The 23,202-nt window shown below is 60.5% G+C and carries 18 protein-coding genes and 3 pseudogenes; 9 read left to right on the top strand and 12 right to left on the bottom strand.

Going from position 1 to position 23,202, the window contains the following annotated elements; all coding sequences use genetic code 11:
- From AC0L2A_RS15880 to AC0L2A_RS15850, 7 genes are all read right to left on the bottom strand, one after another.
- The gene (locus AC0L2A_RS15880) at positions 1-2,370 is read right to left on the bottom strand and encodes a SpoIIE family protein phosphatase (RefSeq protein ID WP_473609617.1); all 2,370 of its coding nucleotides are present in this window, start codon (positions 2,368-2,370) and stop codon (positions 1-3) included.
- 14 nt (positions 2,371-2,384) lie between these two features.
- Positions 2,385-3,563 (bottom strand): methyltransferase domain-containing protein, encoded by a 1,179-nt coding sequence (locus AC0L2A_RS15875; RefSeq protein WP_473609556.1) that lies wholly within the window; start codon positions 3,561-3,563, stop codon positions 2,385-2,387.
- Positions 3,560-4,081 carry a ubiquinone biosynthesis methyltransferase UbiE gene (locus AC0L2A_RS15870; protein ID WP_236389247.1) on the bottom strand — a complete coding sequence of 174 codons (522 nt, stop codon included), beginning with the start codon at positions 4,079-4,081 and terminating at the stop codon, positions 3,560-3,562. The genes AC0L2A_RS15875 and AC0L2A_RS15870 overlap by 4 nt, the downstream gene beginning before the upstream one ends.
- Before the next feature lie 129 nt (positions 4,082-4,210).
- A complete protein-coding gene (locus tag AC0L2A_RS15865; protein WP_473609615.1) occupies positions 4,211-5,905 on the bottom strand; it encodes a putative bifunctional diguanylate cyclase/phosphodiesterase in 1,695 nt (564 codons plus the stop codon).
- A 501-nt stretch (positions 5,906-6,406) separates the two neighbouring features.
- A complete protein-coding gene (locus AC0L2A_RS15860; RefSeq protein WP_473609614.1) occupies positions 6,407-7,462 on the bottom strand; it encodes a lipocalin-like domain-containing protein in 1,056 nt (351 codons plus the stop codon).
- Positions 7,452-9,860 carry an ABC transporter permease gene (locus tag AC0L2A_RS15855; RefSeq protein WP_473609613.1) on the bottom strand — a complete coding sequence of 803 codons (2,409 nt, stop codon included), beginning with the start codon at positions 9,858-9,860 and terminating at the stop codon, positions 7,452-7,454. Before AC0L2A_RS15855 ends, AC0L2A_RS15860 begins: the two co-directional genes overlap by 11 nt.
- Positions 9,860-10,516, bottom strand: a complete 657-nt coding sequence (locus tag AC0L2A_RS15850; RefSeq protein ID WP_473609554.1) for an ABC transporter ATP-binding protein — start codon at positions 10,514-10,516, stop codon at positions 9,860-9,862. The genes AC0L2A_RS15855 and AC0L2A_RS15850 overlap by 1 nt, the downstream gene beginning before the upstream one ends.
- Before the next feature lie 151 nt (positions 10,517-10,667).
- Here AC0L2A_RS15850 and AC0L2A_RS15845 point away from each other — a divergent pair.
- Together AC0L2A_RS15845 and AC0L2A_RS15840 are read left to right on the top strand one after the other, a co-directional pair.
- Positions 10,668-10,868: pseudogene (locus AC0L2A_RS15845) on the top strand (protein-L-isoaspartate(D-aspartate) O-methyltransferase); the annotation flags it as partial.
- A gap of 224 nt (positions 10,869-11,092) precedes the next feature.
- Positions 11,093-11,989: a hypothetical protein gene (locus AC0L2A_RS15840; protein WP_473609553.1), complete on the top strand. Its 897-nt coding sequence runs from the start codon at positions 11,093-11,095 to the stop codon at positions 11,987-11,989.
- A gap of 155 nt (positions 11,990-12,144) precedes the next feature.
- Here the strand turns inward: AC0L2A_RS15840 and AC0L2A_RS15835 are convergent, their stop codons facing one another.
- The gene (locus tag AC0L2A_RS15835; protein ID WP_236369215.1) at positions 12,145-12,513 is read right to left on the bottom strand and encodes a DUF2934 domain-containing protein; all 369 of its coding nucleotides are present in this window, start codon (positions 12,511-12,513) and stop codon (positions 12,145-12,147) included.
- On the opposite strand from AC0L2A_RS15835, the gene AC0L2A_RS15830 reads away from it, so the two are divergent.
- Positions 12,488-12,970 (top strand): KTSC domain-containing protein, encoded by a 483-nt coding sequence (locus AC0L2A_RS15830; RefSeq protein WP_473609552.1) that lies wholly within the window; start codon positions 12,488-12,490, stop codon positions 12,968-12,970. The two genes, AC0L2A_RS15835 and AC0L2A_RS15830, sit on opposite strands and share 26 nt — an antisense overlap.
- A gap of 766 nt (positions 12,971-13,736) precedes the next feature.
- Positions 13,737-14,018, top strand: coding sequence for a hypothetical protein (locus AC0L2A_RS15825; RefSeq protein WP_473609625.1), 282 nt, complete (start codon positions 13,737-13,739; stop codon positions 14,016-14,018).
- 181 nt (positions 14,019-14,199) lie between these two features.
- On the opposite strand, the pseudogene AC0L2A_RS15820 reads toward AC0L2A_RS15825, so the two are convergent.
- Both AC0L2A_RS15820 and AC0L2A_RS15815 read right to left on the bottom strand, forming a co-directional pair.
- Positions 14,200-14,325: pseudogene (locus AC0L2A_RS15820) on the bottom strand (DUF4336 domain-containing protein); the annotation flags it as partial.
- 372 nt (positions 14,326-14,697) lie between these two features.
- Complete coding sequence (locus AC0L2A_RS15815; protein WP_236369231.1) at positions 14,698-15,018, bottom strand: hypothetical protein; 321 nt, start codon at positions 15,016-15,018, stop codon at positions 14,698-14,700.
- Here AC0L2A_RS15815 and AC0L2A_RS15810 point away from each other — a divergent pair.
- A complete protein-coding gene (locus AC0L2A_RS15810; RefSeq protein WP_473609550.1) occupies positions 14,912-18,562 on the top strand; it encodes a tetratricopeptide repeat protein in 3,651 nt (1,216 codons plus the stop codon). The genes AC0L2A_RS15815 and AC0L2A_RS15810 overlap by 107 nt on opposite strands.
- On the top strand, positions 18,562-20,406 hold the full coding sequence (locus AC0L2A_RS15805; protein WP_473609549.1) for a CHASE2 domain-containing protein: 1,845 nt from the start codon (positions 18,562-18,564) through the stop codon (positions 20,404-20,406). Before AC0L2A_RS15810 ends, AC0L2A_RS15805 begins: the two co-directional genes overlap by 1 nt.
- Here AC0L2A_RS15805 and AC0L2A_RS15800 read toward each other — a convergent pair.
- Together AC0L2A_RS15800 and AC0L2A_RS15795 are read right to left on the bottom strand one after the other, a co-directional pair.
- Positions 20,403-20,959: pseudogene (locus tag AC0L2A_RS15800) on the bottom strand (GNAT family N-acetyltransferase). The gene AC0L2A_RS15805 and the pseudogene AC0L2A_RS15800 overlap by 4 nt on opposite strands.
- Before the next feature lie 745 nt (positions 20,960-21,704).
- Positions 21,705-21,857 carry a hypothetical protein gene (locus tag AC0L2A_RS15795; protein ID WP_473609548.1) on the bottom strand — a complete coding sequence of 51 codons (153 nt, stop codon included), beginning with the start codon at positions 21,855-21,857 and terminating at the stop codon, positions 21,705-21,707.
- Between the two features lie 115 nt (positions 21,858-21,972).
- Between AC0L2A_RS15795 and AC0L2A_RS15790 the strand changes: the two genes are divergently transcribed.
- The 3 genes from AC0L2A_RS15790 (at position 21,973) to AC0L2A_RS15780 (ending at position 23,029) form a co-directional block, all read left to right on the top strand.
- Positions 21,973-22,152, top strand: a complete 180-nt coding sequence (locus tag AC0L2A_RS15790; protein WP_473609546.1) for a DUF3606 domain-containing protein — start codon at positions 21,973-21,975, stop codon at positions 22,150-22,152.
- Between the two features lie 44 nt (positions 22,153-22,196).
- A complete protein-coding gene (locus AC0L2A_RS15785; RefSeq protein ID WP_473609545.1) occupies positions 22,197-22,406 on the top strand; it encodes a hypothetical protein in 210 nt (69 codons plus the stop codon).
- A gap of 338 nt (positions 22,407-22,744) precedes the next feature.
- Positions 22,745-23,029, top strand: a complete 285-nt coding sequence (locus AC0L2A_RS15780) for a DUF982 domain-containing protein (protein ID WP_473609544.1) — start codon at positions 22,745-22,747, stop codon at positions 23,027-23,029.
- Positions 23,030-23,202: the final 173 nt, after the last annotated feature.

Here is a 23,202-nt window from a genome sequence, read left to right as displayed (position 1 = left end):
CTACTTGTGCCTCATGATCACGAGCGTGATGTCGTCGTGGATTTTCTGTGTTCCGATATGCGCCATCAGGTCCTCAATAATTCCAGTTTTGATCTCCTCGGCGCTCCTGCGATGATAGTGGCGCGCACTGTTAGAGAGGCGTATCAAACCGAACAATTTTCCCTCCGGATCTTCCGCTTCGGTCACACCATCCGTGTGGAGCACGATCACATCGCCGCTGTTGAACGGAATGTCGCGCGTTGCGATAAACGGCAAGATGTTGCGTTCGAGGCCGATCGGCAGACCAAGATTGGCGGTATCGATACGCTCGATCTCTCCATTTGCACGAACGACGAGAACCTCCTCATGCTGCCCTGACAGGGTCACCCTCCCATTCTCAAAGTCAAGAAAGGCCAGCGAGAGATGCTTGTCGGTGTTGGTCCGTTCGATATTTTTATAGATGGCTCTGTTCAGTCGATCGAGAAACTGACGTGGATTGTCCTCGCCAGTCTCCTGCAGTGCGCGTGCAACGGATTGAACCATCAGCATCAGCACACCGCTTTCGAGCCCGTGGCCTGTCACATCGCCGATCCCGATCTTGACCCGCGATCCCTCTTGCAAGACGTCGTAGTAGTCGCCGCCGACCTCGTCGGCCGGCCGCATATAAGCGGCGATTTCGACCCCGTGGATGGCTTCGAGTTCGCTGGCTCTCGGCAGAACCATCATCTGGATATGTTTGGCAACTGCAAGCTCTGCACCAAGGCGCAGGTTCTCATCTCGCAATTTGCTGTTGAGGGCGGAAATCTCCTGATTTGCGTCTTCAAGCTCCTTCGTTCTTTCATCGACGATTTGCTCGAGATTTTCCGTATGGAAGCTGATCTCCTCCGCCATCCGGTTGAACGCGACCCCCACCTCTCCCACTTCGTCATGCGTCGGAATGCTTACTCGAACTGAATAGTCTTGTGCCTGGAGCCGCTTTGCGGCTGCTGCAAGCGCGCTGAGGCCTGCGGTGATCCGCTTTGAGATTCCGAAGACAGCCGCAAAGACAATCAGGAGCGAAATGATAATTGCGATGATCTGGGAGACCAGGATCCGGTTGGTCGCGCTGGAAATGCTCTGTTGCGCTGCAAGCAGGGAAGCATAGATTTCCCGCTCCGGGACGACGAAGCCGAGCATCTGGTTTTCAGCTGTGATGGAGCCCGTGCTGTTCCAGAGATTGACTGCCTCCAGTCGGCGAAGCGCGACGATGTGAGGTTCGGCTTCGCCATCCTCCTCCCAAATCGAAATATGCTTGATGACCGTCTTGTCGTCCGCAGGAAGTTCGAGCGCCGCAACGGCCGAATGCGTACTCTTTTTGAGCGAGCGATCGAGTCCGGTAACGCCTTGACCCGCCGCACCGCTTGCAATCTTGAGCCCGAGCGTTTTCTCGCCTTCGGGCTTGATCGCGAGCACATTGCCATTCGACATGGTGAGAAAACCGAAGCCCGTCTCAGCGACCTTCACGCTTTCGACGATTTCAGCGAGCTGATCAAGCGTTACGTCGGAAGCGACCATGCCGGCGACATCCCTGCGGTCCTTCGTCCAGAGCGGATGGAAGAAACTCACTATGAGCTTACCGGTAATCGCATCGATATATGGGGCAGTCGCCGTGATGTCATCGCCTTTTACGGGGCGCGAATTCGGGTCCCTGATCCACCCCTGCCAGCGCTCATAGACGCCAGGAAAGAAGAAATCCCAGAAATTTGCGTTGTTGTGGCCCGGATAGAGCTTGTCGAAGGTTTGCGCCTGATCGGAGTAAGGAGTCGTGCGCATGATAGGTGCTGCCTTCGGTCCAACGTAATAGACCTGCAACTTCCTGGCGCCTGTTGCCATTTGGCTTGGGCCAAAAATGTCGAACGCCGCACTCTCCTGAATTTTGTGGAGAATTTCGGGCTTCGGTCGGCCATCGGGGGAGAGAAGATATCCCCAGATACTCAAGACCGAAGGCGACCCTTGGGGGCTCTGCATCCAGTTTCCCTTGGGGTCATGTATAAGCGGCGCATTGAAATAGGAGTCCGTCGCCAGCGCGTTGCCGATTGCCTCCTTCGCCTCTGGATGATCGATCAGTCTCTGCATAGAGCCTGCAAGTGCGGTAACCTCGGAGTGCATTTGGTCGAAGAGGAGATCGGCGCGCAGAGCAGTCGTCTCGATATAATTCTGGAGGTACTCCTGGCTCGCCTTGGTGAGGCCGCTCTCGATCTGATACGTCGCGTCGCGGGAAAGCCGGTTGACGTTCCACAGGGCGACGCTCCCACCGACCAGGAGGTCGAACAGCACCGCCCCGCCTACAACGATTATGAATTTCGCGCGGAAGCTGTTAGGCCGGAAAACGGACCAGGGTTTGGGGGAAATGGCATGCGACTCGCTCACAGTGGCTTACGTCCCGATGCAACCCAGATTGGCCAGCCGGCATATCCCTTGGGGTGAAGCGCAGCGAAAATGTGATCCTGGAAACCCTGTCGGAACCGTCTGATGAACGCCGGCGGGTCACCTCGCTTTGTCGCCATCTCGCCTGCATAGACGTTCTCCCATGCCGCGACGACATCTGCGAAGTCCTGCGGATCGCCGTCGTGGTTGGTGACCACGAAAGACTCGACTCGAATGTCTTCGAACCCCGCTTCGACCAGGTATCGACGGCTTTTGGGGCCAAGCTCGATATCCATCTGGAAGTGCGCCCAAAGCTTGGCGACTTCATTATAGGTCCACTGGATGCTATCGGCGCGCGGTTCGCCCAGACAGTGCGAGTTCTTTTCATTCGTGATGTAGACGCGTCCGCCCGGCTTGCAGATGCGAAAGAGTTCCTTGAGAATCAGTTCGGGCTTGTTGAACACCTGCAGGGAGTGTCGGCATGTGACCAAGTCAAACTGATCTTGGTCGAGCAGCATTTCTGACGCGTCGCCATAGGTATATTCAATTCCTCCGATATCGAACGCCGCAGCCACGCTTCGCGCATAAGCAAGGCTTGATCTGGAATGGTCGAGAGCGACAATCCGTGACGGCTGAAATTCTTTCTGCACGAGTACGGCGAAATCACCAATTCCGCAACAGATGTCGGCCATGATGATACCGGGTTGCATGCCGTGTCGCGGCAAGATTGTGCGCTCGTGGCGCCAAGTCATCTTCGTCTGTGTGCGGAGGATCGGAATGAACCCGCCTTCTTCGAGGAAGCTCTGCCCCGGATAGAAATCACTGTCATACTCTTGAACCGTGATGTTCGCTTCGATTCCGTTCAGGCGCCCGAATTTTCTGGTGGTCCACCCGACAACACTTGACGTTACGAGTACGAACCTGAGATCTGGTCGAGCGCGACAGGCGTCAATAATGACCCGCGAGAAAGCATGAAATGCGGTGTTGTTCATATGCGTCAATCGTTTGACGTTTACGTACAGGGTGCCGCGCACACGAGCGATTGATTCCTTCAACAGGGCAATGCTGGGCGCAAGCTCATCGATCGACTGCGGCCGCAGTATTCCCGATATCGAGTACTCCTGATCGTTTACATCGTATTGCGCTCTGAAACGCGGGAAAAGGTTGTACGCGCTCAACTTGGCATGCCCTCAAGCGGAAGATCGACGACAAGAGTGATGATATCAGCGCCGACTTGCTCGACTCGAAGGGTCGCGTTGTAGTCGATGGCGAGTTCCAAGAGAACGACTTCACGACTGGGCGCGAGGTCTCCGGACACTGAGTTGAGATAGCGCTCCATTGCCTCGGATCCCGTAATTTGAAACACCGCTTCTTCAAAGAATTGTCGTTCTTCGGGCATGCAAGGGAATGTCAGTTCGATCCTGTCCGTCTCACCCCGGCGGGACACCCTACAGGCTATTTCACCGCCGTAATGCCGCGTACGAAAGGCGACCTCCAATAATTCGTTCAACGCAGAGGAAAAGAGGTTTGAATGCCGTACGGAGTCAGGTCTGTTATGGCTGATCATTCGCGCCGAGTAGGTCGAGAGTTGATCGCAGAGTATCCAATCAGACATAAAAGTTTTGACGTCCAAATCGATCTGGATCATTGTCTCAAAGACTGCTTCGCCATCTTCGTCATGAGAAGCAATATTCATCGGCGTTCCTCACTCGTTTCTGGCTGCATTTTAGTCGAGCGATGCGACGAACCCTTCCCGGACGGCAGTTGACCTGTCTCTGGAAATCCGTATCGCTCTGCCTCGCTTCCCTCAGGTTCGTCGACGCCGCTATGCATGGGGCCGGACGCTGGATCGCCAGATTTCGTCCCCACTTTCGCGTATTAGTTCCTTGGAAGATCGCCTGATGAAATCGCGCGTCGCCTCGGCTCCGAGTGGCCGTCCCAGGAAATCGCCCTGGAGGTAATCACAGTCTTCCCTGATCAGCCACTGTGCCTGTCCCGGCGTTTCAACTCCCTCCGCGGTGACGCTTATCCCCAAGCCGTGCGCCATGCCTATGATCGATCGCACGATCGTCTGACTTTTTCGATCGGTTTCTAAGTCTTTTATGAAGTATCGGTCTATCTTCAATGTGTCGAACGGGAAATTCTTAAGGTAACTCAACGAGGAGTAGTAGGTGCCGAAATCGTCTAGCGCGATCCTTATCCCGAGGACATTCAGGGTATTCAGTGTGTCAATGTTGTCGACGGTTTGCTCGAGAAGAACGGTTTCGGTAATCTCGAGCTCAAGCCGGTCGGCGCGGATTCCGACTGCGTCGACGATCTGAGCAACCGTGTCCGTGAGCGAACCGCTCAGGAACTGCGCCGGCGACAGGTTCACGGCGACCGTCAGTGAAGACGGCCATCTCGTTGCTTGGCGGCAGGCTTCTTCGATCACCCATCGTCCAATCTCGTCCATGAGACCGTCGGCTTCGGCGATCGGTATGAACACGCTCGGAGGAATGGTCCCGACTTCGGGATGCCGCCATCGCAGCAGCGCTTCGAAACCCACGACCGACGCGGGAGCCCGAATGAGCGGTTGATATTCAAGATAAAGCTCGTTCCGGTCCAGCGCCATTCGAAGACTGCGCCTCAGGTTTTCACGCTGTTCGAGCAGAAGCTGCATCGAGCGATTGAAAATTCGCGCACAGCCGCGTCCGTCTCTTTTGGCTGCATAAAGGGCGATATCCGCGGCCTTCATCAACTGCTCGCCCTCGGTCGCGTGTCCCGGTCCGAATGCAATTCCGATGCTCGCGCCGACGAAGACGGGGATGTCGTTGATCATGAACGGCGCCTTGAATGCTTCAATTAACGCCCCCGCGAGGCGTTCCGCTTCGGCGGGCTGTCCCGTACGCGATTGAATGACGGCGAACTCGTCTCCAGCTAACCGGTATGCGAGTTCGCCGTCCTGCAGCGTGTCCCGGATCCGGCCTGCTGCCAGTTGAAGCAACGTATCGCCCGTGCCATGGCCGAGTGTGTCATTGACCGCTTTGAAACCGTCAAGGTCGATTTGCAGCAGGGCAGTGGCATTTGGCTCATCGACCACCGACAGAGCTTGTTGCAGGTTTTCGCTGAACCCCCGCCGGTTCTGCAATCCGGTTAATGCGTCGTGCGTTGCCTGATGAAGGAGCATCATACGCTCTTGCTCTTCCGGTGAGCCCCGCCCGCCCCGCTCCCTTTCTCTGGATTCAATGATTCCAATTCCATTCGCAGCGCCGAAAACGACAGCGGAACGGGGCGCCTCCCCCAGCGATCGCTGGAGATTGACATTTATTGGAGTGCCGCCGCGCAGCACGCGAACAAATTTTTCGATGAGCTCAGTGTCGACGTTCGGATAAATCTCCCACAGAGCGTCGCCCGCAACTGGCGGGCGGCTGTGGATGCTTTTGAGGTTGGTTGCGTAGTGCGTCAGGCGGAAGTCCTGATCATAGAACGACACACCATCAGTCGTGTTCGCCAAAAAGTCCAGGAGACGTGCTTCGCTGATGGAGGACGGATGACTTGGTGAAAGCTCCTCCCTGTTCGCTCCGGCACCCAGTGCTTTCGGACGTAAGAGCCACTTCCAAAGGCGGTACAAGATCCGCATCTCCTCATCCCTACGGTGAAGCTAGCAAACCATAAGGCTAGTTGCAAACCTATAGGTTGCGGCGGTGCTTGCGGGCAAGTCATAGAAACGCCATTGGCGGAACCCTTGGGGAAAACGCAAAGATTGTGCCCGCGGATGGGCCGGACCGAAAATCCAAAAGGCTCCCCAGCTTCGGAGAATGATGGACATTCGGAGAGCAGATTGAACGGGAAGGTTGTTTCCGCTCTCCCCAGCTTTCGGCCGCACATCCCGCAAACGCTGGGCTTCCGGGAGCCATGAAGGGGCCGGAGAATTGTTGGGCAATTTTGAAGGTGGTAGCGGGAAGGGCGCTGGAAACTAACCTTCTCCATTTTCGGCAATTCGCCAACCGTCGCGATCTCGCGATCGAGCAGCGTCCTCCAGTCATTCATAGCCTGTCATCTCGAGATAGCCGCGCCCGGCATGGGTGCCCTCAAATCGGATCGGGCCTTCCCAATAGGGAAAGCGTGTGTCCATCCAGGCTTCTGGGTTTAGCGTCCGGATGGTCACATCCACCCCTTTTTCCGACAATTGCACCCTCCAGCGGATCGGCACGCTACGTCCCGCGACTGCCGCCGTTTCGAGCGGCGTCACCCTTAGCGCGCCGGGGGCCTGCGGCTGCGGCCTGCCGTCGGCCTTGATCCATGTGGCCGATGTAAAGCCCGCGCCTCTGTCGCGCAGGCGAAAGCCCATCATCTTTTCGCCGCTGTCGAAATGCAGCGAGAACCAGTCCCACCCGGTTTGATCCTCAGCCAGCGGCTGCGAGGACCATTCGTGGTCCAACCACGCCTGACCGGTCACCGCAATCACGCCCGCTGGAAGGGTCAGTGTACCGGTCACGTGGTAGAATGGTTGCGAGTAGTAATAGCTCGCCTGCCCCCTCTCGGATTTCACCGAGTAGCCCTGCACTCCCTGCGGCACCAGAGGGCCTTTGGCGTCCAGGGCCAGTTCGTAGGAAAACGCCTGTCCCGCCGCGTGCAGATCGAGCGCCGACAGCGCATCCGCCTCTGGCAGGGCCCGGCCTGCCATCTGCCAGTTGTCAATCCAGGCCGCAAAGGGTGCAGCCGTAACCCCCGCTTGGCCGATGCCGCCCCGTGCCATCCGTTCGGCCACGAATTGGTGCGTTTGCGTCGTCAGCCCCGCATGGCCCATCCAAAGCTGCGGACTGGACCAGCCTGACCGCTCCACCGGGGCCAGGGCGGATCGGAAAAGAGTCCATTGCACGCCATAGTCCGCTCCATCCGCAGCTTGCAGGTTGGCCGTCAAATACCACCATTCGATCCGGTAACCGGGGTGCGGGCCGTGGTCTGCCGGAAAGTTGAATGCAGTCCCCGGCTGCGGCACTGAAAACCCGTCAGCCTCTGTGCCAAGCCCAGCAAAACCCTGGCCAAAGGCAGGTGCGGCCAAGCACATATAGATCAGCAATGCTCTAACGCTCATGTGCAAATACCTTCAGCAAATCCGATGGCGAAAGACGCGCCAGCCGCCAGGCAGGCACGGCGGCTGCAAGTCCGGCCGCCAGCAGCGCGAGCGCCGCCAGCCGCGCCCAGTCACCGGGAAAAAGGTGCATCGGCAGACGCCAGCCAAAAGCCTCCACATTCACCACCGCCAGCAGAACAAAGGCGAGCCCGATACCTACAGGCAGAGCGGCCAGCATGGTCAAGGCTGCCAACAACAAGCCGCGCCAAAGCTCCAGCCATACGAGGTGGCGGCGGGGCAGACCCATGGCCCAGACCGGCGCCAGTTGCGGTAGGCGCATCCCCGACAGGGTCATGAGGCTCGCAAACATCGCCAGCCCCGCGACTCCCAGCGTCAGCACATTCAGCGCGGCTGTCACTCTGAATGTGCGCTCAAACACTTTGAGCGAAAAGACCTTGATCCCGGCCTGGTCAATCACGTTCTGCGCGGGCAGCCCGAATTCCGCCCGCAAACCCGCAGCCAGTGCTTCGACCTTGCCGGGGGCGATCCGAATGGCATAGCGCAGGCGGGAGACGTCAGGATAGTGCTGGAGCAGTGTGTCGATCCCGATGATCACTTGGCCGATCGGGTTGCCATAGTCGGCATAGACGCCGACGATGCTGGCCCGCCAGCCACCAGGCAGCGTGATCTGGTCCCCCAAGCCCAACTCCTGGCGCCGCGCCAGTTGTTCGTTGATCAGGGCGCCGTCGCCTGTGGCGATCCGGTCCCACACCTCCGGCACTGCAGAGAGGATCGGCCAGTTGTCGCGATAGGTGGCATGATCGGCCACGCCGTATATTGCCGCGGGCTGGCCTGCGACCCGGCCCTCAATGCTCCAGATCGGCAGGACCGCGTCGCTGCGCTGGGCCAGCCAGTCGCGTATCGCCGTGGCCTCTGCTTCGGTGCGGGCGGTCACGTAAAGCTCTGAGGCGAGACGCTGATCGAGCCAGCCGGTGAAGGTCAGCCGAAAGCTCGACACCATCGTGCTGACGCCCACATTGACGGCCAGCGCAAGCAGCAGTGCCATTAGCGCCAATGACAGGCCGGGAAGCTGTTGACGCGTGTCGGCCCAAAACCATTGAGCCAATGGTCCACGCGCCAAGCGGCCGCCAAGGTGCAATATCCCCGTCAGCACGAGCGGCAGCGCCAGTGCCGCCCCCAACAGCAGTGCCGCCAGAAGCGCAAAACCCGCCTCGAGGCCGGATCCGAACTGTGCAATTCCCGCCGCCGTCAACAGGAGCACCATCGCAGCCACGCCTTGCGCGCGCAGGGCCCGCTCCGAAGCCCGCGCCCAGGCCCGAGGCTGGGCCGACGCAAGCAGCGGCAGGTGCCATAGCCGCCAGAGGCTCTGTGCGGCCGCTACCAGCGTGCCGATTACCGCGATCGCCAGCCCCGCTGCCCACACTGCGGGGCGGATCGACAGCGTTCCCGGCACATCGGCCCCGTAAAGCCCGCGCAGGGTGGCGGCGACGTCGGGCAAAAGGGCCGAGGCGACTACATAGCCAAGTGCCACGCCCACCAGTCCCGCGAGGAGGGCGAAGATCAGCAACTCGGCGATCAGCAAAAGGACCAGCACGCGGGACGGCAAGCCCAGTGCGCGCAGCGTGCGAAATACCTGGCGGCGCTGTTCAAAAGCCAGACCGATGGCGGAATGCACGATGAAGAGCCCCACCGCAAAGGCAAGAAAACCGAAAGCCGTCAGGTTCAGGTGAAAACTGTCGGTCAGCCTGGCAAGATCCCCCGTTTCGCTCGGCTCGCGCAGGGTCAGGCCGGGGGCTGTCACCTCTAGAGGGGCACGGCCAATCGGTTGGTCCGGCCAGAGCAAAAGACGAGAGATCTTGTCCTTTGCCCCAAGCAAGACCTGCGCCTGCCCGATGTCGGTGAGGACTGTGCCAGGCGGCAAACCCTCGGCCACGCGCACGGGAGGTGTTGCTTGTTCGGTTAGTCGTGCCGCGGTTTCCGGAGCTGCATAGAGCACACCGGGCGCCGTGATGAACGGCAATAGCTCATCACCCACCGCAACATCCACCTGCTGCGCCTGCGGCGGCAAAGTCAGTGGGTCAATGCCGAGGACGCGCAAACGCACATCCCCAAACCGCATTTCACCTTCAATCACCGGCGAAGCCAGCCAGCCTGCTCGCCGCAGTCTCACAAACTCCTGTTGATCCATCCGGGCCCCGTCCTCACGCACCAGTTGCGCGAGCCGGTCCTGCCCAAGGACCGCCGCTGCACGGTCATAGCTCGCCCGCGCCTCACCGTTGATCGCCTGAACCGCTGACCACAACGCCGTTGCCAGCGATAGCCCCAAAAGCAGCATCGCCAGTTGGACAGGCCGCCTGCGCCAATGCGACAAGAGCGCTGACAACCCGGTCCACACCATCAAGCCAGCCGTCCCGCGTGCAGGTGAACGTGGGCGTTCAGCCGGTTTGCCAGACGGTTGGAATGGGTAACCATTAACAGGGCGGCACCCGTTTCAGCCACCAGCGACAGCATAAGATCGAGTACAGCGTCCCCTGTTGCCTCATCGAGATTGCCCGTGGGCTCATCGGCCAAAACCAGCCGGGGCCGAGCGGCTAGGGTCCGCCCAATCGCCACCCGCTGTTGTTGCCCACTCGACAGTTGTTCAGGGTAGCGCGTTAGGACTTTGGCCAGGCCCAGCCGTTCAGCAAGGACCTTCAGCCACGGCGGATCAGGACTGCCGGCAAGTCGAGCCTGAAAGGCAAGGTTGGCTGCCACATCAAGCGAAGGGATCAGGTTGAACTGCTGGAACACAAGTCCGACTGTTCCCCGCCGCAGGGCGGCAAGGGCCGTATCGTTCAGCCCCACAATATTGATACCGCCAAGGTGGATTTCTCCCGCATCAGGGCTGTCGAGCCCTGCAACGAGGTGCAAAAGCGTGCTCTTGCCGCTGCCCGACTCGCCGGTCAGCGCAAGGCTCTTGCCCGCCTCCAGCGAAAGATCGATCCCGTGCAGAACATGCAACGGCCCCTCGCCAGTGGAGTAGAATTTGTCGATCTGGTGCAGCCTCAGCAGCATGTTACTATCTTACTCCCCGGAGGTCCGCGTGCATCTGACACGGCGGGTGGATCGAGTGAGTGGTCGAACCACGGTGTCGGTCGTTACTGTGACAGACGAACAAGGCATAAAGCTATCTGGCAGCAGACTGGTTGAGGAAAGCCCCACCGTCATGAAGCCGATGAAAGAAGAGCACCTCGCGGTTCTACGCAGGCACATGGTCGAGGTGATTGCAATCCATACCGACCTTGCAAGCGAAGAACTCGGCAAGGCGACGCTCGATGAGCGGGTAAGGGCGGCGATGAGGCGGATGCCGCGGCATCTCTTCGTGCCAGCATCGGTTGCTCCTTATGCCTACCAGGGCATGCCGCTGCTCCGTTATGCCGGCGAAGGGAGTGGGGATTCGAGCTAACGCCGAGTTTGCAACCCGTAGGGACGCCTGCGAAGATCGAGCGGCTAGCAGCTGCTACATTGGCGGTTTAGCGGTCCGCCTGGCGACCTTCAGTCGCGAAGGGCAGTTGCGTTCTGGTTCGCGTGTGAACCATTAGGGCCGGCGGGACGTTTCTCCGCGAATCCAACACCATTGACGGCACGACCGTGGAGGAATCCAAGCATCAGCCTGCGCTGCAGAAACAAGACACCCCCGGTGCCTTGGCGAACTTTCCTTACGACCGGATGACGGTCGAACGATTTCGGGAGGAATTTCCGCGAGCGAGATGGAGCGACGAGCGCAGGAGCTGGTTTGTACCAGGCAAGACGGCAGCCCGCCGGATCGACCGCTGGCTGGCGCGTGAGGCCGAATTGCTGGCGATCCACGCCGACAGCAAGGGACGCGACGCCTTCGCTTTTGACCCGATCTCCAGTCGCTATCTCGAGATTGCCGACGACCTGCGCATTCGAACACCCTATTCCAAGACCGTCCTTCGGGAACTACACGAAATTCCCTGGGCAAGTTGGGACGATGACCTCCGCGCGTGGCGCGTGCCGTTTCGGTCCTATGAGGAACTGCGGCGCCGATGGCCGACAATCGAAGAGGCTGCCAAACGTAGCGAACCCGAGGAAAGGAAGCGACGACGAGAGGCGGAGAAGGACTCGGAGGCTCAAAGAGCCACACGGTTGCGATATGCGGAACGCCGCCGCCAACGCTATCCGTTGTCGGCTGAAGACTTGCCTCCGATGGGCCGCCCCGTCGCAACAGAGCAGTACGGTGTCGTCGTCTTTACCGATGTGTCAGGCGAAGTCGCCGAGCCGCCAGTATTGGCCGCCTTCTATCCACATGCGACGCGGACGGACATCGATTACGTGTGGGGAACGTGGTGCTCGGCGACGCTGACGGAACTCATCAGGACATGGCCGGCTCGTCGTGAGGCCGGACCGATGGAGCACGCCCGGGGCTGGTGGCGGCCGACGCTTGGCGAACTTAGAATTGCTCGCCGAAACGAACGCATCATCGAGCGTCGAAGGCGAAACCGCCGTCTCAGTCCAATGTCGTGAAACTCAGACCGCGACCCGACCGGCCCGCTCTCTCCGCCAGGGGCGCGGGCTTTCATTTGTTTGGCCGATGCGGCGGTCCGCTGGCGGGGGGCCGAGGTTGAAAATCTGTGGTGATGTGTCGAGTACAGCGATGGGCTGCCTGAGAAAGCCGGCGGTTACCTTTCGGATGCCCTGAGGCTCCGCGCCGCCTCATCGAGTGCCAGCGGATCGTCACCGAGGCGGTCGATGAGGTCTTGAGCTTGGTCGCCGGTGATGCCTGTTCTCATCGCCAGTGCTTCCGCCGCCTCAACATCTGATTGACCAGCAGCGCGCTTGCCTTTCTTCTCTCGGCTTTGGGTCTGCGCGGGAGCTGGTACATCGGCACCAGATATTGCCGGTGGCCGAGCACCGAGCAAGCGATCTTCGGTCTCGATCTCCAAGATCGCCTGATTCCAATGGCGCTCATGCAAGCCGTGCGTATGGCCTTCTCGTTCCCATATCTCATAAGCGCGGCGCCTAATGCGTTCGTGTTTCTCGTCTGACATGTTCGTTCCTCCCGTTGCGTTTCTCCAACGCGTGGGGCTACGGAACGATCCGACCCTGCACGCCGATTCCGGACAAAAGAGGGACCGAAAGACTGGCTTCCGGAGGACCGTGCCTGCCGCGTTTTGCGACGCCGCGATGCGTGAGGTGGCCTGGAGAAAATCCTCGTGCGCTGCTCGGGAGCGATACCACGAGGGAACGCGACCGCCGCTCCGCTCGTTGATTACTTTTGATCGAGCGGCCGTCATGCCATCCACCTCGATACACAAAACGGAATACGATCCGGAGCGCAAAGTCCTCTCGGTGTGGCTCATGGCCAGCGGTAAATGCTACCAGTTTGAGGACGTGCCGCCGGAGACCTTCGCCGAGTTCCAAGCCGCCTTCGTCAAGGGGCCGCTTCTTCAACGGCCACATCCGCAATCACTTCCGCTACCGTCTGGTTGGCCTGGGGTCGACTGAGCAGCATCAGCGGACGATCTCTCTTTTGGCAGGGATGCGGCTCAGTCGTCGCGGCCGTCCGGCCAGCGTTTGCAAGGCAAGGTCGGACATCGGAACGAAAGGCGGATACGCGAATTTCTACTGCTAGATAATCGGAATCGTCGCCCATGAGGCTCGCGACCCTCCACCTTGAAACTGCCAGATACGGCGATGTATATCGCGCCGAAAGGCTCGCGCGGTTGAGGCAGCAAATGATCCGGCACATCAAGCGCACTGACGCCTCGGCTCAAAAAGTCGAGCAAGCGCTGGCTAGTTTGGCCGAAGCAAACGCACCCATGGACCGGCTCGCGCGGCATCAGTAGGGCCGCGCTCATGCGCGCCCCGCATCGGCACGATGTGCGGCGGTCGCTGCATGTGGCGTCCTCTCCACATCCGTTTCGCGATGCCTGTCCTTTCCCCCCTTGGGGGCGCGGGCTTCATTCGTCCATGGTGGCTAAGACCAGAACGGCCCGAGGACGAACACGGCCATTAGCGCAACAAAAAGCAAAGCGGCGATCACGGCGCCCCACATGAGGACCCTTCCGGTGCCGCGTTTCTCTTCCTCGCGAGATAAGTCTCTCAACATCGCGCGAATCCTTTTGTGAAGTTCGATGACTTAGCAACGTGTTCTTGTCGACGCCGGTTCCCTCACGCGATCCCTCTACCAACGCGCGGCAAAGGTCCGGCTCGCCGCCACAACCTTGCTTGATTTCGATGGCCTCTCGCTCGGACTTGGCTCGGCACTCAAATGCCAAGCACGACGGATGAGCAATTCGGGAAAAAGTTCTCCAGTTATTTTGCCGGTTTGGCAGAGTTCAACGACGTTCTAAATGCAGCCGGCTTTTCGATGTCGGGCGGCGACCACGAAACTGAGATCGCCATTCTCAAAGGCGATGCGGCGCGCCAAAAACCTAATATCGGTGTCTTCGGCTCTAGGCGTTCCGTTGGCGTTCATCGGGTTAGCCGGTTGACAGTCTCGATGATGGCTTTAGCAAAGGCTTCGCCCTCGTGGACGGGCTCTGGGCCGTAGAGCAACACAACGGCTTCCTCACTTGGCAACACGCCAGCCGGGCAGGTCTGTTCAATAGCCATCCGAACCAGCCTAAGACCGGCCCAGGCGTTTTTGGATCGTCTCGGGCGCTTCCACTGCATCCTCGTTGAGATGGTCGGCCCGACAGCCGCTGCGGAGTAGGCAACCGACCGCCGGGCCTAACCGTCATGCGCACCGGGACTGGAACGCCCATCACGCTCAGCGGTTCGCTGTCGACGATCCAGACCCCCGGAGCGACAGGCTTGGCGACATCAAGAGGAGGGTAGGTGGCGTCTTCGGGCTTCATGGTTGTGCTCCAATTTAGCTTGGAGCTGGCGCAACACGCTTCGAGAGGATCTGTTCCGGGGAAATGCGTGACGGCCTAGTTCGTCTGGCCAAAGCAAATCATTATGTTGCAACATACCAACGGCAGCTTTGCGCCCCAATGTCCGCCGCTGAGGCGAACCTTTGCCTCCGCCCAGAAGCAGACATCGGGGTGGCCAGCTGGGAGGTCGCGGTCGCGCCATAACGCGACCTTCAGGGCGCTCCTTCAAAGCTGCCCTTCGCGCATTGGTCGGAGTCACCCAAAGCGGAGTTGCGGAGGACTACGCCCTCAGTCTTTTCACAGTCTGGACGACGCTGTCCAGAAGCAGCTGGCTTCGGCACCGTGAGGGCTTTTTCAGATGATCAAGGTAATCTTTTCCCCTCGCCGAGCCGACCTCCTGGCTGCCAACAACCGCCAGCTTTTTTCGTTGAAGCAGCCATTCTTTTTTTGCTGTGTGTCCGGGCAGCAACGTTTGCCGTATTCGGCGATCTGCTGCAACGGAGTATTTGACAGTTCGATGAATGAATCGTCATAAAGCCGTTCGAAGAGGGGGCGCTTCAGAACTGCGATGCGGGGGCCGGTAAGTTTTTCGCTGTTGTTGACGGCGCTCGTCGGCATCCAGCCGGCGGCGGCCGATGTCGTGCCGCGCAACCAGCCGGCGGCCGGGTCGGTCATTGCCCGAAAATCGGGCGAGGAAGTGCGCTTCCTAGAATTCGCCTCTTGGCAGGTGGTCGATCTCAGGCAGGACGTCGTCCCCGGCGACTATCTGCGCACCAACGCCACCGGCAGCCTAGCAGTGCTGTTTGCCGACCGCACCCAGATGCGGCTTGGCCGCAATACGACGCTCCTGGTCAAAAAGATCGGCGCAGCGTCCGACACCGAGTTCAAGCTGGAGAGCGGCACCATCTGGGCGCGAGCAGAGCGCGGCGGCGAAGGGCTGACCATCGACACGCCCGCCGCCGCCGCCGCCATCCGCGGCACCGACTGGACGATGACCGTCGACGGCAACGGCCGCACCTCGCTGATCGTGCTGGAAGGCACGGTAGAACTCGCCAACGAATTCGGCTCGGTCAGCGTCGCCGAAGGCGAAGCCGCGGCGGCCACCATCGGCTCGGCGCCGACGAGGGTCGTCATCGTCGATTCGGACGACCGCGAGCAGATGCTGTTCTACTACTCCTTGCGCGACGCTTTCACCGTCCTGCCAGCATCGGCATTGTCGAGCCTGGACATGCGCAAGGCGCGCGCCAGGATAAAGGCGATGGAGCCGTCGTCCCGATCCGCCGAGGACTGGGTGACATTGGCCGAGGTTAATCTTGACTTTGAAGGGCGGGAAGCGGCGAGCGACGCGGCCAGGCAGGCGCGACAATTCCCGCTGACGCGCGCGCAGGAAGCCCGGCTCGATCTGATCGACGCGTTGATCGCCGGCGCCGAACAGCGCTATGCCGAGGCGGCGCATCTGTTCGAACGCGCGGCGCCGCATCTCGATCCCAGCCGGCGTGTCATGGCGCGCTATGGCGGCTACTATGCGCGCTCGCTGGCTGACCCCAGCCATGTCGAAGCTCCGCCGGTTCATGCGGATGCCGGCGTCGCCGCGGCCATCGCCGAGGCTCTGACGGCCGGATTTCTGGTCGACCTCAAAGCTGCAATTGCCGTTCTCGAAAGAGCCGAACGGCGCTATCCCGGTGATCCGACGCTGCCCGCCCTCAGGGCACAAATTGCGTTCCTGCTCGACGACCGCGAACAGGTGGAAGCGGCAATCGATCGCGCTTTGTCGCTCGACCCGGATAATATGATCGCGCTCCAAGCACGCGCCGGTTATCGGGCCGGAATCAAGAGCGATCTTGAAGGCGCGCTTGCCGACCTCGAGCGCGCGGTGGAGCTGGCGCCCGGCTCGGCGAGCTGGAACGCTCTCGGCCTCGTTCAGAGCGCGCGCGGCGCCACTCGCGAGGCGGAGGCGGCGCTGAAGCGCGCTATCGAACTCGACCCGAAAGATCCTGTCCCCCACGCCAACCTCGCCATCATCTATCTCGAGCAGGACCGCACGGCCGAAGCGAAGGCCGAAATCGACACGGCGCTCGCAGTCGATCCGGCGTTCGACATCGGGCTGGTTGCGCGCGGCCGCTACTATCTGCAGACCGGCGAACTGGACAAAGCGCGTGACGACCTGCTCGCCGGCACGACCGCCAATCCGGCCTATTCCAATGGATTGCTGCTGCTTGCCGTTGCCTATTACGAAGCCGGCGAGCTGGAACCCGCCGAACAGGCTATCGAAAACGCCGATCGCCTTGATCCGAACGATCCGGTGATTTCATCCTTCCGCACGGCGGTTGCAATCGACGAGTACGAAGCCGACAAGGCGATCGCCAGCGCACAGGAAGCGCTGAAGCGCACCAGAGCGCGCGGCGGCGACTATGCCGCGCTCAGCGCCAACCGCGACACCGGCTCGACGTTGAACGACGCGTTCCGGCTACTCAATCTCAACGCCTGGGGCCGCTACTACGGCGACGCGGTTTTCGATCCCTTCACCGGCTCCGGCTATGTCGACCAGGCGCTTGCCGGTAGCATAAATCCCTTCGTCAACAATCTGCGTTTCGGCGACGTGCCGACGGAACCGGGCACTAATACAACCAGCTTCTCATCGTTTTTCCAAGGCTTGATGCTCGACCCGCAAATGCTGGCCGGCCGCCAGAGGAGCGCCAACATCCTCCGGCGACCTTTCATCGAAACCACCGTCGGCGGGGGTTTTGTCGCCGATGACGGCGATCTGGGTTGGAACAGCGAAATCGAAACCCAAGGGTATCAAGCAGCTCCCTTTCCCTGGAGCTTCTACGGCAGGATCTACGGTTTGGAGACCGACACGCGTCGCGGCGATGATCCAGCGACCGGTCAGTTCGATCTCGAGGACCGGTCGATCACCGGCACAGGCTACATGGCCATGAAGCCGACGCCGAATGACCGGGTGGTGGCGTATATCGATGTCAAGGATTTCGAGTTCGACCTAAGCACAGTGCTGGACCCTACCGTTCTGCCGCTAGGAGGAACGTATGCCGACACCGGCGACACCCGAACCGGCAACGCCGGGGTCGCCTGGAGCCATACATTTGGTTACCAGAACGTTGCCAGCGCGGCGCTGTTTGCGACCGACATTACGGATCGAAGCAACAGAACCCGCTTGGAGGAAATCGGCTTCGGGGAAACAGGATTCATTCTGGAGAGTGAGACCCGCCAGCAATCCTATCTCGCCGCATTCAATCACATCTACGGAACCGGTGACTTGACTCTCCGATACGGTGGTGAGGGCGGACTATTGGAAGTCTCAAAAGACGAAACGTTTTCTTTCGTGTTTCCTTTTATCCCGGACACAATCATATCCGAATCCACTACGGCAGTCGATGTCGCCATTGGGCGCGTCTATTTCGACGCCGTCTACGAGTTCAACCCCAATCTCAAAGTGGAGGGAGCCCTATTCGGCACTTATCTCGACGGTGGCACGATTGATGAACATCGCCTGGAGCCTCGCCTCGGTGTCGCCTGGACGCCTTTCGAAGGCCACTACCTACGCGCCGGGTTCCTGCGCGAAGGCTCGTTCATAACGTCGGCGACCTTGGCGCCGGTCGGAATACTCGGCCTGCAATCCGATCAGAATTCTCTAGCTGTCGACGGCTTTTCGGACACGTTTGCCGCGCGCTGGGACGCCGAGTGGAACAGCCGCCTTTTTACGGCCGTCGATTACCAGCATCAGGAATTCGAGAAACTTTCGATCGGCGTTCCGGCTTCCGCCACCACAATCGATCTCAGCGAGGGCCGGCTCGACCGGATCAGCGCCACGACCAACGTCTGGATCGGCAACGGCTTCGGCGCGTTCGCGACCTTTGCCTACGCCGATTCAGAGAACGAAGATCCGACAAGTCCAGGCTTCGGCGGCTCGCTGCCCTTTGCCCCCGAAACGTCCGTGCGGTTTGGCCTGACCTGGGTTCACCCGTCCTACATCAAGGTCACGCTGGCCGAAACCTATGTCGGCTCACGCACCGGCGATGCGGCGGGGACTGAGCTCGAATCCTACTGGTCGACGGATGCCTTCCTGACCTGGGAACCTTTCGACAAACGATTTGAACTCGAAATTGCCGCGTACAATCTGTTCGACGAGGATTTTCAGGTCGCATCGTTCACCCCCGGCTGGGGCCGCAGCATCGTCGGTTCGCTGAAGGTCCGGTTCTGATGTTTGCAGGCGGGCCGTGGTGGAAGGGCCTTGGCGCTTCCGCGCCCGGAACCCCCTCCCGCCGCAACGGCATTCTTGCGATCGCGGTCCTCGCCGTGCTGCTGGTTGCTGGTCTGTCCCTGCTCACGCCATGGAAGCTCGTCGAGGCGCGCGCTTTCGATTATCTCTCGACCATTTCGCCGCCGCCCCCGCCCGATGACGGGCCGGTCATTGTCGCCATCGACGAGCCCTCGCTTGCCGAGATCGGCCTGCAATGGCCATGGCCGCGCGATCTTCACGGGCGGCTCGTCGAGGCTCTGCGCCGCGCTGGAGCGAAAGCCGTCGGGCTCGACATCATCTTTGCCGAGCCGTCGACGCCGGCCGCGGACGAAGCGTTGGTCAAGAGCCTTGGCCCGGACGTGGTTCTGGCCGGCGACGAGACGTTCATCGAGACCGAGCAGGCCGCCCAGCATGTCCGGGTCGAGCCGCTGGCCATTTTCACCGCGACGGGCGCCGCAGCCGGCATCGCCTCAATCGCGCCCGACGGCGACGGCATCCTGCGGCGCGTGCCGGGCTATGGCGACGGCTTTGCGGCAGAGCTTCTGAACGCCGCCGGCCGGCTGGCCACTGTACCGCGAAACGCGCTGCTGCAGGCCTTCGGCCCGTCTCGCACATATCCGACCGTCTCCTACTATCAGGCGCTCGATCCCGACAGTTTCCTGCCGGAGAATTTTTTCCGCGGCCGCATCGTCATGGTCGGGCTCAGCCTGCAGAACGCGCCGACGCTGTCGCAAGGCGGCGCCGACGTCCACGCCTCGCCGTTCACCATCCGCACCGGCAGGCTCGTTTCCGGCGTCGAGATCCAGGCGACGGTCTTCGACAATCTGGCGCATCAGCTGTTCATCGCGCGCCCCCCGGCATGGGCGGCAATTCTCTCGATCCTGCTTGGCGCGGGCATTGGCGTTCTTGCCGTCTGGAAGTCGACCGGATGGAAGACCCTGGCCGGCGCTGTGGTTGCCGTGCTGGCGCTCCTCGCCGGCAGCTATATGGCGCTGCGCTACGGCCGTGTCTTCGTCGCGCCGCTGGCGCCAGCGCTTGCCTTTACTCTTGTCGCAAGCGCGCAGGCGGCGCGCGATTTCGCGGCGGAGCGGAAGCTTAGACGCGGCATAACGCGCGCCTTCTCGCAATATCTGTCGCCGGCCCTGGTGGAACGCCTGGCGCGCGACCCGACGCAGCTTCGCCTTGGCGGCGAGGTCCGCACGCTGACCATTCTCTTTTGCGACATTCGCGGCTTCACCACCCTCGCGGAGGCGATGAAGGGCGATCCCGAGCGGCTGACAACGCTGATCAACCGGCTGCTGACGCCGCTTTCCGACGTCGTGATGGCGCATGGCGGCACCATCGACAAATATATCGGGGACTGCCTGATGGCGTTCTGGAACGCGCCGCTGGACGATCCAGACCACGCCATCCATGCGGTGGAGGCCAGCCTCGAAATGCTCGCCGCGCTAGATCGGCTGAACGCGCAATTGCAGGCGGAGGCCGAAACGCGCGGCGAAACGCCGATTGCGCTGCGCATCGGCATCGGCGTCAACACCGGGCAATGCGTCGTCGGCAATGTCGGATCGGAGCAGCGCTTCGACTATTCGGCGCTCGGCGACGCGGTCAATCTGGCATCGCGGCTGGAGGGCGCCTCGAAGGATCTCGGCGTTCCGCTGGTGATCGGCCGGGCGACCGCCGAACTGGTGTCAGACAGGATTCCGCTGACCCCGCTGCGCGAGATCACCGTAAAGGGGCGCGGCGAGGCTACCATGGTCTATGCCCCCGCGGCGGTAAGCGCACCGGTTTCGACAGCCGCAAGTTAGGCGGTTGTCCGTTCGCGTTCGAACAGGATTGTCGGCGACCCCTTGTAGCTCGTTCTGGTTCTCTCGCGATAACCGCATTTCAGGGCGACGTTTACGGAGCCGGTATTGTCCGGATCGGCGATGCACACCGTCTTCGCTCCATTGAACCGGGCGTCGCCCCAGCCATGCACCGCCTTGACGATCTCGGTCGCGAATCCCTGGCCATGCCTGGCCGCGATCAGCCCCCAGCCGGCACGCCTTCGATGGACGGCTTCATGTCGCGTTTCAGATCGTGAAAACCGGCCTCGCCGATGAAGCGGCCGGTGGCTTTTTCCTCGACCGCCCAGAAGCCGAAGCCCAGCATGGCCCACATGCCGCCATGGCGCAGAAAACGTATCCAGCTATCTTCGCGAAGTCGCGGCTCCCCGCCGATGAAGCGGATCACGGCCGGATCGGCACACATGGCGGCATAATCGTCGAAATCGTCAAGCCGGTGCCCGCGCAATATGGCGCGCGGCGGGGAACGCAGCGCTAGCACCTTCGGTGACGCGAACAGATGGAGGTTTTGGGTCATGATCGCTGGTCCGCGGAATGTCGGCTATCAAGACGCTGTTTCGCCGCCGGAATGACCGGATAGGGTCAGATCGCGTCGATGCTCCCCAAGGTCCTGAATGTCGGCTTCCGCCCCTTTAACGGCTGAAAGCTGACTGTCCGCTTCTTCGGCCCCATTCCAGACATTTGAAGTGCGGCACCGGAGCCCCGCTCCTAGGCCGAAGCGACTGACCAATTTGGTGACCGGTTGGTTTGCTTTGTGTGTTCTCCGCATAGCGGCAGTGCACCAAACGACCCCCAGCTTTCGAGCCGGAAAACCCTGTGATTTCAATGGGGGAAAGCTAGGGAGTAAAAAGGCGCACTCCCCAGCATTGGAGAATATGGGCCGACAGTGAGCAAAAAAGGCACCTTCACTACCAGCAACAGTCCCCAGCTTTCGGCCGAAGGGCCTGCTGTTCTGCGGGGGTTTCGGGGCGACCAAGTCCAAGCAGAGAACATTGTGGAAAAAATTAGGTGGTAGAGGGATAGGACCTGAAATCCAACCTTCTCCACGGATCACCTTCGTAGTTGGGGTGTTCGGCTGATGCTGTTCAGGCGCCGGACCTGGATCGACCGGCGGAGCCAGCGTGCAATCTTGCCCCTTGCATTCCTCGACAGGGTTATCGGCTGGTGGAAGGCAGTTTTGGCCATCGCAATGAACTGCCGGCTCCGTTTGCTCGCGCCAATGTCGCGTAGATAGCGCAAGCTTGAGGGAGCTACCAGAACCCCTAGGTGCGCTCGCCGAACTCTGCCCCGTTTTCAGACGTCGGGCGATGATCGTCGGGTGGAGCCTGGATGACCTCCGCCTCGGTGCGGCCGAACTCACGGCCGATTTGAAATGCCGCGTACAGCGTGCCAAGACCGATTAAGAATCGAAGCATTTGGGATCTCCTTCGGCGGTAGAACTACACGGCCGGCAGTTAGTTCCACAGGGACGGGAACCACAAACGTTCAACATTCGTTGCCACTGACCGTGGGCCAAGGAGGACGCAACAGATGACGGTCAAGAGGACGAGCGACACGAGCCGAGTTAAGAAGGGTGCAGAACTTGAAGTTGAGCACCTGGCGGAGGTGACAGACGTGACGCCCAAACAGGCGCGGGCATTGCTTCGCAAGCACGGCGCAGACTGGCAGAGGCTGAAGGACGAAGCTGAAGATTTGAAGAAAGACGACTAGTCGGGTTTTCGATCTCCGGCCGGCGCGATTCAGGAGGGGGTGGTATGCCGATTGATCGAAAGGCTAAAGAATTTGGCATCTTCGGTGCATCCGAAGTAGCTGCGCTGGGCCGTGTGTTCGACCGACTCAAGAAGGAGGGCGACTTCGAACATCTACGTGAGGCTCTCGCGCCCCGGATCCTTGCAAATTATACGGCCGGTATCACTGACGAGGACGAACTTGTCTCAGCGTCGAAACTGCCGTTGAGTCGTTAGATGCAACCCAAATAGGTCCTGCTTTCACCGCATTTTTCGACCTTCGCTGGAACATAGCTTTAGGCCGGGAGTTCGGGGCGTGCAGCATGGTCTGGTCCCCTCTTCAAGATTGCTGCCGGTCGGGCGATGCTCCGATCAGCCCGCGCCCTCCCTCCGTGAGGCGCGGGCTTCCTCGTTCAGGGAATCGAAACGATCAAGGCTCTTCGGACGTCCAGCCTCTGGCGCTGAGCAACGCGGCCTAGGCCGGCTAGATCAGAGCACCATTGCCCCGACGAACGTTCATGCAACCCCCGCCACGTCTTCGCGTTTATCCACTTCAATTTTGGAGAGCGACAAAGATGCCGGCGTTTATTCCGATTACAATCTACCTGAATGACAGATCGATGCTGATTGCGTCGATCGCTGATGCTGAGACGGCGCTTCAGCAACCATGGCCATTCATGGACAAGCCATGCCGACTTGAAGCAATTCGAATCATCGAGGAATGCCTGGCCGGACACTGCACCCAACAAGCCGCGTTCGATGCCTTCAAGGCGGCCGCAAGCGAACAGGGGCTTCTTAAGCGAAAGCCTCCAAGCATAGGCCTCAGGAAATTCGACGGGGTTGCCGAAGACCTGCTGTGAGGTGACGCCGCCTCGAGGGCGGCCTTGGTCAGCCGGATTGCGGACCACCCGCCAAATCGAGGAATGGCGGGTGGCCCTTTATCAGCGCAGGAAGGGACTTAGCTGCGCAGATTCGTCGCTCCGTCCAATCGTCAAGTCCGGTCGGTCCCAGATAACGATCCCTAGCTAACGAT

The organism is Mesorhizobium sp. WSM4844 (assembly GCF_055811775.1).
Note: the sequence above shows the minus strand (reverse complement) of the source record. Positions and strands in the feature narration are given on the sequence as shown.